Origin of the sequence: Streptomyces phaeofaciens, assembly GCF_014648915.1 — a bacterium.
Lineage (GTDB): Bacteria > Actinomycetota > Actinomycetes > Streptomycetales > Streptomycetaceae > Streptomyces > Streptomyces phaeofaciens.
Window position 1 is genome coordinate 47,167 of the sequence record NZ_BMSA01000017.1, and the last position, 16,598, is coordinate 63,764.

Here is a 16,598-nt window from a genome sequence, read left to right on the forward strand (position 1 = left end):
TCACGGCCTCCGCATCAGCAGGTCCCGCAGTTCGCGGGCGTGGCGGCGGCTGACCTGGAGTTCCTCGCCGCCGACCAGGACGCTGACCGTGCCGGCGTCCAGGCGGAGTTCCCCTATGTGGCGCAGGGCGACGAGATGGCGGCGGTGGATGCGGACGAAGCCGCGGGCGCGCCAGCGCTCCTCCAGGGTGGACAGGGGTATGCGGACGAGGTGGCTGCCGCGGTCGGTGTGCAGCCGGGCGTAGTCGCCCTGGGCCACGACATGGGTGATGTCGTCGACGGCGACGAACCGGGTGACCCCGCCCAGCTCCACGGATATGTGGTCCGGGTCGGGTTCGTGCACCGGGATGCGGGGTGCGGCGCCCCGCAGTTCGACGGCCCGGCGGACGGCCTCGGCGAGGCGCTCCTTGCGGACGGGTTTGAGGACGTAGTCGACGGCCTTGAGGTCGAAGGCCTGGACGGCGAAGTCCTCGTGGGCGGTGACGAACACGACCAGCGGCGGCCGGGCGAAGCCGGTGAGCAGCCGGGCCAGGTCGAGGCCGTCGAGGCCGGGCATCTGGATGTCGAGGAAGACGACGTCGACGGCCTCGGGTCCGTCGGGTCCTGAGGCCAGGGCGCGGTTGATGCGGCGCAGCGCCTCGGTCGCGTCGCCGGCGCCCTCCACGCTGCCGATGCGGGGGTCGGCGTTGAGGAGGTACAGCAACTCCTCCAGCGAGGGGCGTTCGTCGTCGACGGCGAGGGCGCGCAGCATGAACGTGGAGTGTAGGGGCGATCCGCGCGCCTGGACACGTACCGGGGTGTGGACGTACGTGCTGGATACAGTGCCCCCATGAACAGCGTGCCCGGCCCGTTCGACGAGCTCGACCGGAAGATCATCACCGCTCTGATGGCGAACGCCAGGACGAGCTTCGCCGAGATCGGCGCGGCGATCGGCCTGTCCCCGACGGCGGTCAAACGCCGGGTGGACCGGCTGCGGGACACCGGGGTGATCACGGGGTTCACGGCCACGGTGAAGCCCTCGGCGCTGGGCTGGCGCACGGAGGCGTACGTGGAGGTGTACTGCGAGGGGGCCGCCCCTCCCCGGCGGCTCGCGGAGGTGGTGCGCAACCATCCGGAGATCACCGCGGCGATGACCGTGACGGGCGGGGCCGACGCGCTGCTGCATGTGCGGGCGCGGGACGTGGAGCACTTCGAGGAGGTGCTGGAGCGGATCCGGGTGGAGCCGTTCATCCGGAAGACGATCAGTGTGATGGTGCTGTCGCACCTGCTGCCGGAGAGCCCCGAGGCGGGGGCGAACCAGCTCGCACCGGACGTGCGCTGAGAGCGGGCAAGACGCAGCATTCCTGCGTGGACACGCAGCTCCTGTCGCTTGTCGGGCGTATCCGTCACTTCTTACCGTGGTGTCAACCCTCAGTCGACACCGTTGGAAGAAGCGGAGGAACCCCTCTGTGTCCGAAAGCCGTGCGCTGCGCCCCCGGCGCTTTCTCGTCTGCGAACCCAGACACTTCGCCGTGCAGTACGCGATCAATCCCTGGATGCATCCCGACACCCCCGTCGACGTCGACCTCGCCCAGGAGCAGTGGCAGGCGCTGATCCGCGCCTACCGGGCCCACGGCCACACCGTGGACACCGTGGAGCCGGCTCCGGGCCTCCCCGACATGGTCTTCGCCGCGAACTCGGCGGTCGTCGTCGGCGGCCGCGTCTTCGGCTCCCTGTTCCACGCGCCCGAGCGGCGCCCGGAGTCCGTGCACTACGACACCTGGTTCAAGGCCGCCGGGTACGAGGTGTACCGGCCCGAGTCCGTCTGCGAGGGCGAGGGCGACCTCGTCTGGACGGGCCGCTACCTGCTGGCCGGCACCGGTTTTAGGACCACCCGGGAGGCGCACCGCGAGGTGCAGGAGTTCTTCGGCCACCCGGTGATCAGCCTGACGCTGGTGGACCCGCACTTCTACCACCTGGACACCGCCCTGTTCGTGCTCGACGAGGAGAACGTCGCCTACTTCCCGGAGGCGTTCTCGCCCGGCAGCCGTGAGGTGCTCACCCGGCTGTTCCCGGACGCGGTCCTGGCGACCCGGGACGACGCGCTGGCGTTCGGGCTGAACTCCGTCTCCGACGGCCGCCATGTCTTCATCGCGCCGCAGGCCGAGGCGCTCGCCGCCCGGCTCGGCGAGCACGGCTACCTCCCCGTCCCCGTCGACCTGTCCGAGCTGCACAAGGCCGGCGGTGGCATCAAGTGCTGCACCCAGGAGATCCGCTCATGACCGCGCCCGCACGCACCCGTACCTCCGGCGACCTCATCCGCGCCGAGGAGCCGGTCCTCGCGCACAACTACCACCCGCTGCCCGTGGTCGTCGCGCACGCCGAGGGCGCCTGGGTGGAGGACGTCGAGGGCCGCCGCTACCTCGACATGCTGGCGGGCTATTCGGCCCTCAACTTCGGCCACCGCCACCCGCTGCTGATCGAGGCGGCGCACCGCCAGCTGGACCGCCTCACCCTGACCTCCCGCGCCTTCCACAACGACCGGCTCGCCGAGTTCGCCGAGCGGCTCGCGGAGTTGACCGGCCTGGACATGGTGCTGCCGATGAACACCGGCGCCGAGGCGGTGGAGAGCGGCATCAAGGTGGCCCGCAAGTGGGCGTACGAGGTGAAGGGCGTCCCCGCCGACCGCGCGACGATCGTGGTCGCCGCGGAGAACTTCCACGGCCGTACGACGACGATCGTGAGCTTCTCCACGGACGAGACGGCCCGGACGGGCTTCGGACCGTTCACCCCGGGCTTCCGGATCGTGCCGTACAACGACCTGGCCGCGCTGGAGGCGGCGGTCGACGGGACGACGGCGGCGGTGCTGATCGAGCCGATCCAGGGCGAGGCCGGGGTCGTCGTCCCCGACGACGGCTATCTGGCCGGGGTCCGCGAGCTGACCCGCCGCAACAACTGCCTGTTCATCGCGGACGAGATCCAGTCCGGGCTCGGGCGGACCGGCCGGACGCTCGCCGTTCAGCACGAGGACGTCGTCCCGGACGTGGTGCTGCTCGGCAAGGCGCTGGGCGGCGGGATCGTGCCGGTGTCGGCGGTGGTGGCCCGGCGCGAGGTGCTGTCGGTGCTGCGGCCGGGCGAGCACGGCTCGACGTTCGGCGGCAACCCGCTGGCGGCGGCGGTCGGCACGGCGGTGGTGGAGCTGCTGGAGACGGGCGAGTTCCAGCGGCGGGCGACGGAGTTGGGCGGTGTCCTGCGGGACGGTCTGACCGGACTGGTCGGCCACGGTGTCGTCGGCTTCCGCTCGCGCGGGCTGTGGGCGGGCGTCGACGTCGACCCGGCTCTCGGCACCGGCCGCGAGGTCAGCGAGCGTCTGATGCGCGAGGGCGTCCTGGTGAAGGACACCCACGGCTCGACGATCCGGCTGGCGCCGCCGCTGACCGTCACCGAGGAGGAACTGCGTTCGGCGCTCGGCTCGTTGCAGAAGGTCCTGACCCGGGGGGCCTGAGCGGGCGGCCCCCGGCCGGTTCGCGGCCGGGGGCTCCCGGGTGGCTCGGTCGTCGTCGTGCGGGCAGGGTGAAGACTGAGTCAGGAGGTGGTAGACCACTCTCAGCGACAGAGAGGTCGGCCGTGGGCACACACGACGAGGACGAGGTTGCCCGTCGGCGGTTCGACGTGGCCGACGCCGCGCCCCTGCTGCTCGACGCCCGGGGCGTGGTGACGAGCTGGACCAGCGGCGCCGAGCGCCTGCTGGGCCGTCCGGCCGCCGAGGCGGTGGGCCGGAACCTGGCCGCGCTGCTGACCGACGGGGACGCCGGGCGGGTACCGGCCCTCCTGGAACGGTCACGCCGTGAGGGCGGCTGGGCGGGACTGCTCACGGCCCGCCACCTGGACGGCCGCCCGGTGCCGGTCATGGCCCGGATCAGCCCGGCCGACGAGACCGGCGGCCCGGCGCGCTCGCTGGTGCTGCTGAGCGAGCTGGGCGACGCCCCCGGCTGGAACATGAACCGCTCGATGCTGGAGCAGATGGTGGACGGCTCCCCCGTCGGCATCGCGGTCGTCGACACCGACCTGCGTTTCGTCTGGTCGAACGCCGCGCTCGCCCGGTTCGGCGGTGGCCCGCCGGGACAGCGGCTGGGGCTGCGGGTCGCGGACGTCCAGCCCGGCCTGGACTCCGAGGCCGTCGAGGCCCAGATGCGGCGGGTGCTGGCGACCGGCGAACCCGTCGTCGGCTACGAGCATCTGATGCGGCTGCGCAGCGCGCCGCACCGCGAGACGGCGCACATGATGTCGTTCACCCGGCTCGACGACGACCGGGGTCACCCGATGGGCCTCTACTACATGGTCGTCGACATCACCGACCGCCATCGGGCCCGGCAGCGGCTCGCCCTGCTGGACCGGGCCGGACGCCGGATCGGCCGCAGCCTGGACATCACCCGCACCGCGCAGGAGCTGGCCGACGTGACGGTCCCCGAGTTCGCGGACGCGGTCACGGTGGACCTGCTGGAGCCCGTCCTGTGGGGCGCGGAACCGGCCGGGGCGCCGGTGGCGGGCGGCGCCGCGACGGAGGGCGTCTCGCTGCGCCGGGCGGGGCTGCGGACGGGCGGCGACACCCCGGACACCCCGGGCTCCCCGGGAAGCACCGGTTCCGCGGAATCCCCGAGCACTCCGGTTTCCCCGGGTTCCCCGGGCTCCCCCGAATCCCCCGGTCCCCCCGCGGTGTTCTACCCCGTCGGCTCTCCCCCGGCCCGGTGTCTGACCACCGGGCGCCCGTGGCGGGCCGAGCGGGTCGAGGCGCGCCACGGGACCTGGGCCCGGTGCCTGCCCACGACGGAGCCGGCGGCGGGGGCCGGGACGGCGGACGCGCCGCCGGTCAGTGTGCTGATCGTGCCGGTGCGGGCCCGCGGCGCCACGCTGGGCGTGACGACCTTCGTGCGGCGGCACGGGCAGGAGGCGTTCGACGAGGACGAGGTGGCGCTGGCCGAGGATCTCGTCTCGCGGGCCGCCGTCTGCGTGGACAACGCCCGCCGGTACACGCGCGAGCGCGACGCGGCCCTGGTGCTCCAGCGCAACCTGCTCCCCCACCGGCTGCCCGAGCAGGACGCCGTGGAGGTGGCCGCCTGCTACCGCCCGGCCGACGTGCTGACCGGCCTCGGCGGCGACTGGTACGACCTCATCCCCCTGTCGGCGGGCCGGGTGGCGCTCGTCGTGGGCGAGGTGCCCGGCCACGGCATCGACGCCGCGGCCGCGATGGGCCGGGTACGGACCGCCGTGCGCACCCTGGCCGCCCTGGACCTGCGGCCGGACGAGGTGCTCGCCCATCTGGACGACCTGGTGGCCCGGATGGCGCACGAGGAGGGCCTGGCGTCCGACGGGTCGGACGGCACCCGGACCGTGGGCGCCGGGTGCCTGTACCTCGTCTACGACCCCGTCGACGGGAGTTGCGCGATGGCCGCCGCCGGGCATCCCGCACCGGCCGTCGTCCTGCCCGACGGGAGCGTCACGTTCGTCGAGCTGCCGCAGGGGCCGCCGCTCGGCGCGGGCGGGCTGCCGTTCGAGTCGGCCGAGGTGACCCTGCCCGAGGGCAGCACGCTCGCGCTGCACACGGACGGTCTGCTGGCCCGGTCCGTGGCCGGCGCGGAGTCCGCGCCGGCCACGGACCGGGAGCGGCTGCGGCGGGCGCTGGAGCGCCGCGAGGCCACGCTCGACCTGCGCTGCCGCAACGTGATCGACGCCCTGGTGCCGGACCGTCCGTACGACGACGTGGCGCTGCTGATGGCCCGTACCCGCCGGCTGGCCGCGGACCAGGTGGCGGACTGGGAGCTGCCGGCCGATCCGGCGGCGGTCGCCGAGGCCCGCAAGACCGCGAGCCGCCGGCTGGCGGACTGGGGGCTCGCGGAGCTGTCGTTCACCACCGAGCTGGTCGTGAGCGAGCTGGTCACCAATGCCATCCGGTACGCGGCGGGCCCGATCCGGCTGCGGCTGATCCGTGAGCGGACGCTGGTCTGCGAGGTGTTCGACGGCGGGGCCACCGCGCCTCACCTGCGGCATCCGCGCACCACGGACGAGGGCGGCCGCGGTCTGCTGCTGGTCTCCCAGGTGTCCCAGCGCTGGGGCACCCGCTTCCTGCCCGAGGGCAAGGTCATCTGGGCCGAGCAGTCGCTCACGGACCCCGGCGTGTGACACACGGGCCGCCGGACATCACCTCGCGTGAGAAAATGACGCAATACCGGCGGATGGGGCGTAAGCCATGAACGACTCGGCGATCGACTACGCGGCGGTGTTCCAGGCCCTGCCCGGCATGGTGGCACTGCTGACCCCGGAGCTGGTGTACGCGGACGCCAACGAGGAGTTCCTCCGCGTGTCCGGCCGCCGGCGCGAACAGATGATCGGCCGGTACCTGTTCGACGTGTTCCCGGACAATCCCAACGACCCCGGCGCGAGCGGCATCCGCAATCTGCACGCCTCGCTGCAACGCGTTCTGGTCACCGGTGAGCGGGACGCCATGGCCCTCCAGCGGTACGACGTCGAGGACCCCGACCGGCCCGGGGAGTGGGACGAGCGCTACTGGAGCCCGGTCAACGCGCCGGTGTTCGGCCCGGACGGCTCGGTGGTGCTGCTGGTGCACCGGGTCGAGGAGGTCACCGAGCTGATCCGGGCCCGCGGCGCGCGCGGTGCGGTCCGTCCTGCCTCCCGGGGCCGGGTGCTGGAGGCCGAGCTGTACACCCGTGCCCGTGAGCTCCAGGAGCTCAACGAGCGGCTGCGGCTGGCCCACGCCCGTGAACGCGAGGTGGCGCTCGCCCTCCAGGAGGCGATGCTGCCCGCCCGCCCGGCGGTCGGCCATCGCCGGGCGGCCGTTCGCTACCGGCCCGCGGTCGGCGCGCTGAACGTGTGCGGGGACTGGTACGACCTGGTCGACCTGGTCGGCGGCAACCGTATCGGGGTGTCGGTCGGGGACGTGGTGGGGCACGGGCTGGAGGCGGCCGGGGTGATGGGCCAGCTGCGCAGCGCGCTCACCGCGGCCTCCCGGGTCGCCGAGGGGCCGGCCGAGGCCCTCAACGTCCTCGGACGGTACGCCCATGTGGTGGACGGCGCCGAGGCGGCGACCGCGGTCACCACGTTCATCGACTTCGACCGCCACACCATCACGTACAGCAGCGCGGGGCATCCGCCGCCGGTGCTCGTGCACGCCGACGGCCGGGTGGAGTTGCTCGACGGGGCCACCGACCCGCCGCTCGACGCCCGCCCCGACCCGGTCCCGCGGCCGCAGGCGTGCGTCTCCTACGCCGACGGCGCCACGCTCGCGCTCTACACGGACGGGCTGGTGGAGCGCCGGCACGAGGACATCGACACCGGCGTGAACCGGCTCGCCGACGCCCTCGCCCGCCATCGCGACGCCGACCCCGAGTCGCTGGCCGACGCCGTCCTGTTGGAGCTCCTGCCGCCCGGCGGCGCCACGGACGACACCGCCCTGGTGGTCGTCCGGCTGTGACGGTCCGACGGGTGTCCGGCACGGTTCCGGCCGACCCCGCCTGCGCCTACACTGGCAGCCCGCACCATGCCAGTTGACCTGCTGGAACACGGCGGCGGCAGCGGTCCGCCAGGTTGAGGAGCGATCCCCTTGTTCTACTACCTCCTGAAGTACGTGGTGTTGGGGCCGCTGCTCAAACTGGTCTTCCGTCCTCGTATAGAAGGCCTGGAGCACGTCCCGGAGTCGGGAGCGGCGATCGTCGCCGGCAACCACCTGTCGTTCTCGGACCACTTCCTGCTGCCCGCGGTGCTGAAGCGGCGCATCACGTTCCTGGCCAAGGCCGAGTACTTCACCGGTCCCGGCATCAAGGGGCGGCTGACCGCGACCTTCTTCCGCAGCGCCGGGCAGATCCCGGTCGACCGCTCCGGCAAGGAGGCCGGCCAGGCCGCGATCCGCGAGGGCCTGGGCGTGCTGAGCAAGGACGAGCTGCTCGGCATCTACCCGGAGGGCACCCGCTCGCACGACGGCCGTCTCTACAAGGGCAAGGTCGGCGTGGCGGTGATGGCCCTGAAGGCCCGGGTGCCGGTGATCCCCTGCGCGATGATCGGCACCTTCGAGGCGCAGCCGCCCGGCAAGGTCGTCCCCACCCTGCACCCGGTGCGCATCCGCTTCGGCGAGCCCCTCGACTTCTCCCGCTACGAGGGCATGGAGAACGAGAAGGCGATCCTGCGCGCCGTCACCGACGAGATCATGTACGCGATCCTGACCCTGTCCGAGCAGGAGTACGTCGACCAGTACGCGGCCGTGGTCAAGGCGGAGGAGGCGGCGGCCAAGGAGAAGGCGCGCAAGTTCCCGCGGATGCCGCTGCGTTGAGGGCCGGGAAGCGCCGAGCCTGCGGGAAGCACGGGAACCCCGGGAAGCACGGACGAGGGGCGGCCGGTGTGATCCGGCCGCCCCTCGTCGTCGTACGGCGGTGCGTTACGGCTTCGGCGTGGCGTGCGGCGCGCAGGTCACGTCCGCGGTGTCCAGCTTGCCGGTGAGGAGATAGGCGTCGACCCGCTCGTTGACGCAGGGGTTGACCAGGCCGGTGACACCGTGCGAACCGGCGTCCTTCTCGGTGATCAGGCGGGAGCCCTTGAAGCGCTGGTGCAGTTCGACGGCGCCCTCGTACGGGGTGGCGGCGTCACGGGTGGACTGCACGATCAGGACGCCCGGCAGGCCCTTGTTCGTCTTGACGTTCACCGGGGTCTGCTGCTTGGTGGGCCAGTAGGCGCAGGGCAGGTTCATCCAGGCGTTGGCCCAGGTCATGAACGGGTGGTCCTTGTGGAGCCGCGTGTTGTCGCGGTTCCAGGTCCGCCAGCTGGTGGGCCACTGGGCGTCCGCGCACTCGACGGCCGTGTAGACGGCGTTGCCGTTCTCCGAGGACGCGTTGCCGACGGTGTCCGTCAGGTCGGGGGCGGCAGCGTCGACGAGGGCCTGGGTGTCGCCGGCGACGTACTTGCTGAAGACGGTCGCCACCGGGATCCACGAGGAGTCGTAGTACGGGGCGCTCTGGAAGAACGAGATCAGCTCGGCCGGGCCGACGAGACCGCCGATGGGGTTCTTCTTGGCGGTGGCGCGCAGCTCCAGCCACTTGGCCTGGACGGCGGCGCGGGTGGTGCCGAGGTGGAAGGTCGCGTCGTTGGCGGCGACCCAGTCCTGCCAGTCCTTCCAGCGGCCCTCGAAGGCGACGTCCTGGTCCAGGTTGGCCTCGTACCAGATCTTCTCGCGGGACGGGTTGACCACGCTGTCCACGACCATCCGGCGGACGTGGCCCGGGAAGAGGGTGCCGTAGACGGCGCCGATGTAGGTGCCGTAGGAGACGCCGAGGAAGTTGAGCTTCTTCTCGCCGAGGGCGGCCCGGATGACGTCCAGGTCGCGCACGGTGTTCGGCGTGGTCATGTACGGCAGCATCTCGCTGCTGCGCTCGTAGCAGCCGTCGGCGTACTCGCGGGCCAGCTTGATCTGGGCGAGCTTGTCGGCCTCGCTGTCCGGGACCGGGTCGGCCTTGGGAGCCTTCACGAACTCCTGCGGGTCCACGCAGGAGATGGGCGCGGACCTGCCGACACCGCGCGGGTCGAAGCCCACGAAGTCGTAAGCCTTCGCCGTGTTGGCCCACAGCGGGGCCTTGGTGGTCACCCGGCGCGGGAAGCGCATACCGGAGCCGCCGGGCCCGCCGGGGTTGTACACGAGGGCGCCCTGGCGCTCCTTCTTGGTACCGGTGTTGCCGATGCGGTCGACGGCGATCTTGATCTGCTTGCCGTGGGGCCGGGCGTAGTCGAGCGGCACGCTGACATAGCCGCACTGGATCGGCTTCTCCAGGCCCCAGTCGGCGGGACAGTCCTGCCAGTCGATCCCGGCCTCGGCAGCGCGCTCGGCGGCGATCGCGGCGCCGCGCATCTCCCGGTCCTGCCCCGAACGGGCACTGGTCGCGCTCGCGGTCGGCGCCGTCACGGCACCGGCCAGCAGAGTCGCGGCGACGAGCACGCCGGCCGAGCCGAACGCAGCGATCCGCGTGTTCGGTCGTATGTCCCTCAAGTGGGCTCTCCCCCTACCTAGTTACGACAACATAGGGGGGATCCTCGCGGCTGTGAGGTACCTGAGAACAGGTGTTGTTGACCTTCTTTGCCAATCCGATAACCGGATAGTGACGTACCGCTCACCGGATGTGTGACATCAGCCGAGGTCCGCGAGGGCCTCGTCCAGCACCCGCCGCAGCCGCAGGCCGTCCGGCGCGACGGCCGTCACCAGGGCCGCGGGTCCGGCGAGCGGCACCAGGGCGGCGTGTTCGCCGACGATCCGCGCGGCCACCGGCCGCTCGGCGAACTCCGGCCGTACGACGACGAGCTGACCGACGGCACGGTGTCCCCCGAGCACGGCGGGACCGTCCCAGCCGCCGGGCGCGCCGGGGCCGCAGGCCAGCTCCTGGTCGAGCACGGTCTTGCCCCCGACCCGCAGGACGAGACGGCTGGTGAGCCGTCCCGGTTCCTCCCCCGCCCGCCCCAGCACCTGCTCCTCGCGGAGCACGAGCCGGGCGCCGGGGGCGAGATCGGCATGAGTGGTGACATACAGCTCGCTCCCCCGCGCCGAGATCAACGGCTCGGGCAGCCAGCGCAGTTCGCCGCCGTCGGCGACGGTGAGGCGCACGGCGTAGTGGGCCTCGTCCTTGAGCTGGCCGGGCAGGGCGATGGTGGCGGCGGCCGAGCCGACGTGCAGCCGGGCGCCACCGCCCACCTCCGCCTCGACGCGGAAGCGGTCCCCGCCGAGGGGTCCGCTCATCGCGCCGACGAGCATGACCCGCGCCTCGTCGCCGGCGGCCCGGGTGCGCCGCACCGCCAGCGGGCCGTCGCCGTCGAGGACGGGCAGGGCGGTGCCGCCGCGGCCGTCCGCGCACGCCCGGATCCGCGCGGTGGCGTGCACCCCGCTCATCTCAGGCCGTCCAGGCGCCGAGCCGCGCACGCACCCAGGCGGCGACGTCCCGCACCCCGTCCGCACCGCGCAACGACTGGAAGACCACCGGCAGTTCGGCCCGCTGGGCCTTCGCGTCGGCGGCCATCCGGGCGAGATCGGACCCGACGTAGGGGGCGAGGTCGGTCTTGTTGACGATCAGCAGGTCGGCGGTGGTGACGCCGGGCCCGCCCTTGCGCGGGATGTCGTCCCCGCCGGCCACGTCGATGACGAAGATCTGCGCGTCCACGAGCCCCTTGGAGAAGGTGGCGGTGAGGTTGTCCCCGCCGGACTCCACGAGCACCAGGTCCAGCGGCCCGACGGCGTCCTCCAGGTCCTCCACGGCCTCGAGGTTGGCGGAGATGTCGTCGCGGATCGCGGTGTGCGGGCAGGCCCCGGTCTCCACGGCCGTGATCCGCTCGGGCGGCAGCACGGCCTCCCGCAGCAGGAACTCCGCGTCCTCCCGGGTGTAGATGTCGTTGGTGACGACGGCCAGCGACAGTTCGTCCCGCAGCGCCCGGCACAGCGCGGCCACGGTGGCCGTCTTCCCGGATCCGACGGGCCCGCCGAGCCCGATGCGCAGGGCCCGCCGCGTTCCGTCGGCGCGCCGGGCGTCGGCGCCGACGGCGGCGGGACCGTGGTGGGAGTGGTCGAGATGCATGGGGCGGCTCCTGACTCGGGGGGGTCGGCAAGGTCGTGGTGCGGGCGTTACGAGGCGAACAGGCGTACCGGCCAGGCCGCGTGGATCTCCGCTCCGAGCTCCAGCAGCGGCGCGGAGGCGGCCGGCAGCGCGGGCGGGACCGCTGTTCCCGCCGCCACGGCCCGGTCCACGACCAGGTCCAGCTCCGGGGCCAGCCGGGCCAGGACCGCCGTCGCCTCGAAGGGGTCCAGGCTGAGCAGCCGCACCACGGCCGTGGCCGGGCCGCTCACGCTCTCGTAGACCGCGCAGTAGGCCGCGTCCGAGGGGCCGAGTCCGGCAGCGCGGGCGGTGAGGCCCAGGACCACCGGCTGGTGGGCGCCCTTGGGGAACGCGCGGGCCACGGCGTCCAGTTCGGGGCTCGGCCAGGTCGCGCGGGCCGCGCGCATCAGTTGCCGGCCCAGTTTCCGCGCGGCCAGCCGCAGCGCGGGGGACGGGGTGCGGGCGTCGGCGGCCGCGTCCAGCTCCGCCGGGTCCGCCCCGGCGGCCGCGGCCGCGGCCAGCGCCGCCGCCACCAGCCCCGCCGTGTGCAGCCGGCCCCGGCAGAACGCCTCCAGATCCGCCGCGCCGGTGATCCGTCCCGCCCTGACCGCCTCCTCCGCCCCGCCGGAGTGCGCGTGGCCTCCGGCGGGGAACCGGCCGTCGGCCAGGACGAGCAGCGCTCCTCTGCCCATCACGCTCGCCCGCCCATCAGACCTGTCCGCCCATCAGAAGAGGAAGTAGCGCTGGGCCATGGGCAGTTCCGCGGCCGGTGCCGCCTCGACCAGCTCCCCGTCGATGTGCACGGCGAAGCTGTCGGGGTCGACCTCGACCCGCGGCCGGGCGTCGTTCTCCCGCATGTCCGCCTTGGTCACCCCGCGCGTCGAGTCGATGGCGACGAACCGCTTGCCAAGCTGGAGCCGCTCGGGCAGCCCGTCCTCGATGGCGAGCGGCGCCACGAAGTTGAAGGAGTTCGAGGCCGGGGCCCGGCCGATCGCCCCGTACATCGGGCGCGGCAGGATCGGCTGGGGGGTCGGGATGGACGCGTTGGCATCACCCATCTGGGCGTACGCGATCTGGCCCCCCTTGATCACGAGGTGCGGTTTGACACCGAAGAACGCCGGCTCCCACAGCACCAGGTCCGCGAGCTTGCCGCTCTCCACGGAGCCGATCTCGCGGGCCAGGCCCTGCGCCAGCGCCGGGTTGATCGTGTACTTGGCGACATAGCGCCGCACCCGGTGGTTGTCGGCGCGGCCGTCGCCCGGGAGCGCGCCGCGGCGGCGCTTCATCACGTGCGCGGTCTGCCAGGTCCGCAGGATCACCTCGCCGACCCGGCCCATGGCCTGCGCGTCGGAGGAGATGATCGAGATCGCGCCCAGGTCGTGGAGTATGTCCTCCGCGCCGATGGTGGACGGGCGGATCCGGGACTCGGCGAAGGCCAGGTCCTCCGGGACCGCCGGGTTGAGGTGGTGGCACACCATCAGCATGTCGAGGTGTTCCTCGGCGGTGTTGACGGTGTACGGCCGGGTCGGGTTGGTCGAGCTGGGCAGCACATGGGGCTGCGAGACGACGGTCATGATGTCCGGCGCGTGCCCGCCGCCCGCACCCTCGGTGTGGTACGCGTGGATGCCGCGTCCGGCGATCGCGGCGAGCGTGTCGCCGACGAACCCGGCCTCGTTCAGGGTGTCGGTGTGGATGGCGACCTGGATGCCGGTGCGCTCGGCGACCGTCAGGGACGCGTCGATGACGGCCGGCGTCGAACCCCAGTCCTCGTGCAGCTTCAGGCCGAGGGCGCCGCCCCGGATCTGGGAGAGCATCGCCTCGTGGGAGACGGTGTTGCCCTTGCCGAGGAAGCCGATGTTCAGGGGGTACTGCTCCATCGCCTCCAGCATCCGGGCGAGGTGCCAGGGGCCCGGCGTGACGGTGGTGGCCTTGGAGCCCTCGGCGGGTCCCGTGCCGCCGCCGACCAGGGTCGTGACGCCGGCCGACAGCGCTTCGTCGGCGATCTGCGGGCAGATGAAGTGGACGTGCGCGTCGACCGCGCCGGCCGTCAGGATCCGTCCGTTGCCCGCGATGACCTCGGTCTCGGGGCCGAGGACCAGGTCCGGGTGGACGCCGTCCATGGTGTCGGGGTTGCCCGCCTTGCCGAGGGCGGTGATGCGTCCGTCGCGGATGCCGACGTCGGCCTTGACGATCCCCCAGTGGTCGACGATCACGGCTCCGGTGATCACGGTGTCCGGGGTGCCTTCCGCGCGGGTGGCGCGGGCCTGCCCCATGGACTCCCGGATGACCTTGCCGCCGCCGAAGACCGCCTCGTCACCGGCGAGCCCGGGGCCCCCGGAACGATCCTCCTCGATCTCGATCAGCAGATCGGTGTCGGCCAGCCGGATCCGGTCGCCGGTGGTCGGGCCGAACAGGTCGGCGTAGGCGGCACGCGAGATCTCAGGCATCGAGGGCACCTCCGGTCTCCCCGCGCAGTCCGGGCACGATCCGGGCCCCGGCGAGCGGTACGAGTTCGACGTCGACGGGGAGGCCGGGTTCGAAGCGCACGGCGGTGCCGGCGGCGATGTTCAGCCGCCTGCCGCGCGCGGCGGCGCGGTCGAACTCCAGACCGGGGTTGGCCTCGGCGAAGTGGTAGTGGGAGCCGACCTGCACGGGCCGGTCGGCGGCGTTGAGGACGGTGAGCCGGGTGACCTCGCGGCCCTCGTTGCAGACGATCGGGTCCTCGGCGAAGAGGATCTCTCCGGGAATCATCGCGGCCTCCCCGGTCAGACGATCGGATCGTGGACGGTGACGAGCTTGGTGCCGTCGGGGAAGGTCGCCTCGACCTGGACGTCGTGGATCATCTCGGGGATGCCCTCCATGACGTCGTCGCGGGTGAGCAGCTTGCGTCCGGAGGACATCAGCTCGGCGACCGTACGGCCGTCACGGGCGCCCTCGAGGATGTGCGACGTGATGAGGGCCACCGCCTCGGGGTGGTTGAGCCTCAGCCCGCGGGCCCGGCGCTTCTCGGCGACGTCGGCCGCCACGTGGATCAGCAGCCTCTCCTGCTCGTGCGGGGTCAGTTGCACGTCCCACCTCACCTCCTCGCTCCGGACCGTGCGGGGTCCGGTTGCCGCGGCCACGAGGAAAACCCCTGGTGGCGTGGAGGGGCAGGCTAGTTGGGCCGCATTTCGAGCACGTTAACCAACCTGTGATCAACGAGGGTCACTTCTGCTCGTGCGACATGCTCATCAACGCGCGTAGGCCGTCGCTCAGCACCTCGACGGGGGCGGGACCGAGCAGCGACTGCTGGGCGATGAAGCCGAGCACGGTGGCGACCATCGTGCGTGCCACATGGTCCGGGGGCACGTCGGACCGCATGATCCCGGCGTCCTGGTAGGCCCGGACGACGTCCCCCCAGGCCTCGCGGACGGCGCCGTAACCCTCCTGGAGGACGGCGGAGAGCTCGGAGTTGCGCAGGGTCTCCGTCCACACCTGGACGACCAGGCGCGGGAAGGCCGGCCGGCCGTCGACGGTGAGGGACTCGCGGGCGGCGAGGGTGCGGCTGAGCACCGAGGCGACCAGGACGTCCGGCGGCGGGGGCGGGCCGAGCCGGACCGCCTCCTCGAACGCGGCGCGGACCTCGCCGAGCACCTCGCCGACGATCGCGGCGATCAGCTCGTCCTTGCCGCTGAAGTAGCGGTACACCGCCCCGGCCGACAGGTCGACCTCCTTCAGCACGTCCTGCATGGACGTGGCGTGGAAGCCGTTGCGCGCGAAGCAGACCGCGGCGCCGTCGAGGATCTGCCGGCGGCGGGCGTCGAGGTGCGCCTGGGATACACGAGCCATGGTCACCAACCTAAAACGAACATTCCTTCTTGACAAGGCGCGGCCGCGGCGGGACGGTGGGAGCACGCGCAAAACGAACGATCCTTCTTTTTGGCGTCCGTCCCGCAACTCCACGCACCCCAGGGGAAGACCATGCCCGCCACCCGGCGCCTGATCGCCGTCGTCCTGCTCGTCCCGACCCTCGCCGCCCTGGCCCTGTGGGCCTTCGCCTGGCCGTCCGCCCGCACGGCGCCGCGCGACCTCCCGCTGGGCGTGGCCGGACCGGCCGCCGCCACCGCGCAGGTCGAGAAGCAGCTGGCCACGCACGAGGGCGCGTTCGAGATCCATCACTACGCCGACGAGCCGGCCGCCCGCGAGGCCATCGAGGACCGGACCGTATACGGCGCCGTGGTGGTCACGGCCCAGGGCCCCGAGCTGCTGACCGCCTCGGCAGCGAGCCCGCTCGTCGCCCAGCTGCTCCAGCAGGCGGTGGGCGGGCAGGCGGCCGCCGACGGCACCCCGGTGAAGACGGTGGACGTCGTGGCGGCCCCGGCGGCCGACCCGCGCGGCGCGGTGCTGAACGCGAGCGTGCTCCCGCTGGCACTGGCGGGCATCGTGGCGGGCGCGGCGGTGACCCTGCTCGGGCTGCGCGGCGTCCGCGCCGTCGCCGCCCTGACCGGCGCCGCCGGCCTGGTCGGACTGATCGCGGCGGCACTGGCCCACAGCTGGCTCGGGGCGCTCACCGGCGACTGGTGGGCGGAGGCGGCGGTGTTCGGGCTGTCGACGCTGGCGGTGAGCGCGGCGGTGGCCGGCTGCGCGGCACTCCTCGGCCAGGCCGGCATCGGCCTGGTGTCGTTCGTGGTGATGTTCCTCGGCAACCCCTTCTCCGGGGCGGCCTCGGCGCCGCGGATGCTGCCCGAGCCGGTCGGCGCGATCGGCCAGTGGCTGCCGCCGGGCGCGGGGACCAGCCTGCTGCGCTCGGTGTCCTACTTCGACGGCGCGGCGGCGACCGGTCCGGCCCTCACGCTGGTCTGGTGGGCCGCGCTGGGCCTCAGCGCGATCCTGCTGGGGGCCCGGCTCAAGGCCCGGGACACCCGGACCGGGCCCACCGAGAAGCGCGAGCCCGCGCTCGTCGCCTGACCGTCCGGCAGCCGCGAAGGCCGCGCACCACGGGGTGCGC

Annotated in this window: 16 protein-coding genes; 7 read left to right on the plus strand and 9 right to left on the minus strand. The window is 73.1% G+C overall.

All coding sequences use genetic code 11. From position 1 onward, the window contains the following. Entirely contained in the window at positions 1–750 is a 750-nt protein-coding gene (locus IE275_RS26335) for a LytR/AlgR family response regulator transcription factor (protein ID WP_189713889.1), read from the minus strand. A gap of 78 nt (positions 751–828) precedes the next feature. Between IE275_RS26335 and IE275_RS26340 the strand changes: the two genes are divergently transcribed. The 6 genes from IE275_RS26340 (at position 829) to IE275_RS26365 (ending at position 8,319) form a co-directional block, all read left to right on the plus strand. Further along, positions 829–1,320 (plus strand): Lrp/AsnC family transcriptional regulator, encoded by a 492-nt coding sequence (locus tag IE275_RS26340; RefSeq protein WP_189713890.1) that lies wholly within the window; start codon positions 829–831, stop codon positions 1,318–1,320. 127 nt (positions 1,321–1,447) lie between these two features. Next, positions 1,448–2,260: a dimethylargininase gene (gene ddaH, locus IE275_RS26345; protein ID WP_189713891.1), complete on the plus strand. Its 813-nt coding sequence runs from the start codon at positions 1,448–1,450 to the stop codon at positions 2,258–2,260. Next, positions 2,257–3,483: an ornithine--oxo-acid transaminase gene (rocD, locus tag IE275_RS26350; RefSeq protein WP_189713892.1), complete on the plus strand. Its 1,227-nt coding sequence runs from the start codon at positions 2,257–2,259 to the stop codon at positions 3,481–3,483. The genes ddaH and rocD overlap by 4 nt, the downstream gene beginning before the upstream one ends. A 122-nt stretch (positions 3,484–3,605) precedes the next feature. Continuing rightward, on the plus strand, positions 3,606–6,158 hold the full coding sequence (locus IE275_RS26355) for a SpoIIE family protein phosphatase (RefSeq protein WP_189713893.1): 2,553 nt from the start codon (positions 3,606–3,608) through the stop codon (positions 6,156–6,158). Positions 6,159–6,225: 67 nt separating this feature from the next. After that, positions 6,226–7,467 (plus strand): PP2C family protein-serine/threonine phosphatase, encoded by a 1,242-nt coding sequence (locus tag IE275_RS26360; protein WP_189713894.1) that lies wholly within the window; start codon positions 6,226–6,228, stop codon positions 7,465–7,467. 129 nt (positions 7,468–7,596) lie between these two features. After that, positions 7,597–8,319, plus strand: a complete 723-nt coding sequence (locus IE275_RS26365) for a lysophospholipid acyltransferase family protein (RefSeq protein ID WP_189713895.1) — start codon at positions 7,597–7,599, stop codon at positions 8,317–8,319. Between the two features lie 105 nt (positions 8,320–8,424). Here the strand turns inward: IE275_RS26365 and IE275_RS26370 are convergent, their stop codons facing one another. The 8 genes from IE275_RS26370 to IE275_RS26405 all read right to left on the minus strand — a co-directional run bounded on the left by IE275_RS26370 (position 8,425) and on the right by IE275_RS26405 (position 15,439). Beyond that, positions 8,425–10,023, minus strand: a complete 1,599-nt coding sequence (locus tag IE275_RS26370) for an alpha/beta hydrolase (protein ID WP_189713896.1) — start codon at positions 10,021–10,023, stop codon at positions 8,425–8,427. 138 nt (positions 10,024–10,161) lie between these two features. Further along, positions 10,162–10,914: an urease accessory protein UreD gene (locus IE275_RS26375; protein WP_189713897.1), complete on the minus strand. Its 753-nt coding sequence runs from the start codon at positions 10,912–10,914 to the stop codon at positions 10,162–10,164. Between the two features lies 1 nt (position 10,915). After that, positions 10,916–11,593 carry an urease accessory protein UreG gene (gene ureG / locus IE275_RS26380; RefSeq protein ID WP_189713898.1) on the minus strand — a complete coding sequence of 226 codons (678 nt, stop codon included), beginning with the start codon at positions 11,591–11,593 and terminating at the stop codon, positions 10,916–10,918. A 47-nt stretch (positions 11,594–11,640) separates the two neighbouring features. Beyond that, entirely contained in the window at positions 11,641–12,303 is a 663-nt protein-coding gene (locus IE275_RS26385; protein ID WP_189713899.1) for an urease accessory protein UreF, read from the minus strand. A gap of 33 nt (positions 12,304–12,336) precedes the next feature. Continuing rightward, on the minus strand, positions 12,337–14,058 hold the full coding sequence (locus tag IE275_RS26390; RefSeq protein ID WP_189713900.1) for an urease subunit alpha: 1,722 nt from the start codon (positions 14,056–14,058) through the stop codon (positions 12,337–12,339). Continuing rightward, positions 14,051–14,362, minus strand: coding sequence for an urease subunit beta (locus IE275_RS26395; protein WP_189713901.1), 312 nt, complete (start codon positions 14,360–14,362; stop codon positions 14,051–14,053). The genes IE275_RS26390 and IE275_RS26395 overlap by 8 nt, the downstream gene beginning before the upstream one ends. A 14-nt stretch (positions 14,363–14,376) precedes the next feature. Next, a complete protein-coding gene (locus IE275_RS26400; protein ID WP_028808600.1) occupies positions 14,377–14,679 on the minus strand; it encodes an urease subunit gamma in 303 nt (100 codons plus the stop codon). A 136-nt stretch (positions 14,680–14,815) separates the two neighbouring features. Then, positions 14,816–15,439: a TetR/AcrR family transcriptional regulator gene (locus IE275_RS26405; RefSeq protein WP_189713902.1), complete on the minus strand. Its 624-nt coding sequence runs from the start codon at positions 15,437–15,439 to the stop codon at positions 14,816–14,818. A gap of 132 nt (positions 15,440–15,571) precedes the next feature. Between IE275_RS26405 and IE275_RS26410 the strand changes: the two genes are divergently transcribed. Beyond that, complete coding sequence (locus tag IE275_RS26410; RefSeq protein ID WP_189713903.1) at positions 15,572–16,558, plus strand: ABC transporter permease; 987 nt, start codon at positions 15,572–15,574, stop codon at positions 16,556–16,558. Positions 16,559–16,598: the final 40 nt, after the last annotated feature.

Excerpts from the sequence above, each read along its gene's own strand:
- IE275_RS26335 (WP_189713889.1), bottom strand. The coding sequence starts at position 750 with ATGCTGCGCGCCCTCGCCGTCGACGACGAACGCCCCTCGCTGGAGGAG.
- IE275_RS26340 (WP_189713890.1), top strand. The coding sequence starts at position 829 with ATGAACAGCGTGCCCGGCCCGTTCGACGAGCTCGACCGGAAGATCATC.
- rocD (WP_189713892.1), top strand. The coding sequence starts at position 2,257 with ATGACCGCGCCCGCACGCACCCGTACCTCCGGCGACCTCATCCGCGCC.
- IE275_RS26360 (WP_189713894.1), top strand. The coding sequence starts at position 6,226 with ATGAACGACTCGGCGATCGACTACGCGGCGGTGTTCCAGGCCCTGCCC.
- IE275_RS26375 (WP_189713897.1), bottom strand. The coding sequence starts at position 10,914 with ATGAGCGGGGTGCACGCCACCGCGCGGATCCGGGCGTGCGCGGACGGC.
- ureG (WP_189713898.1), bottom strand. The coding sequence starts at position 11,593 with ATGCATCTCGACCACTCCCACCACGGTCCCGCCGCCGTCGGCGCCGAC.
- IE275_RS26385 (WP_189713899.1), bottom strand. The coding sequence starts at position 12,303 with ATGGGCAGAGGAGCGCTGCTCGTCCTGGCCGACGGCCGGTTCCCCGCC.
- IE275_RS26390 (WP_189713900.1), bottom strand. The coding sequence starts at position 14,058 with ATGCCTGAGATCTCGCGTGCCGCCTACGCCGACCTGTTCGGCCCGACC.
- IE275_RS26395 (WP_189713901.1), bottom strand. The coding sequence starts at position 14,362 with ATGATTCCCGGAGAGATCCTCTTCGCCGAGGACCCGATCGTCTGCAAC.
- IE275_RS26405 (WP_189713902.1), bottom strand. The coding sequence starts at position 15,439 with ATGGCTCGTGTATCCCAGGCGCACCTCGACGCCCGCCGCCGGCAGATC.
- IE275_RS26410 (WP_189713903.1), top strand. The coding sequence starts at position 15,572 with ATGCCCGCCACCCGGCGCCTGATCGCCGTCGTCCTGCTCGTCCCGACC.